General features: G+C 53.4%; 1 pseudogene. It reads right to left on the bottom strand.

From position 1 onward, the window contains the following. Positions 1–348, bottom strand: a pseudogene (locus tag EXE42_RS17345) (cell division control protein Cdc6); the annotation flags it as partial.

The following is a 348-nucleotide window of genomic DNA, read 5'->3' on the forward strand; positions in this document are numbered from 1 at the left end:
GACATCATCATTGAACGCATCTTGTCGCCGTCGAAGAATTGCTTGGAGTTGATTCGCGTCGTAATCATCGAAATGGACGTCTTCAGGCGTGAACGAGCTGACAGCGCGGCTGCCCACAGACTCCATCATTTTCGTGTCGTTCGAGATCGCAACGACCGAGATGTACGCGTTGAGGTCATCGTTCGTGCCAGCCCGAGACAGCTGGTACAAGAGCCGTGAATACGCGGGTTCCTGTTTATCACGCCGACCAACGAGCATATCCAGTTCGTCGAGCACAAACACGACGGAATCGAAGTGGTCGTTGACGATGCGATACAGCTCATCCCATTTCTCTTTCGTTGCGACGCC

It is taken from the genome of Halorubrum sp. SP3, from assembly GCF_005435195.1.
Classification (GTDB): Archaea; Halobacteriota; Halobacteria; order Halobacteriales; family Haloferacaceae; genus Halorubrum; species Halorubrum sodomense.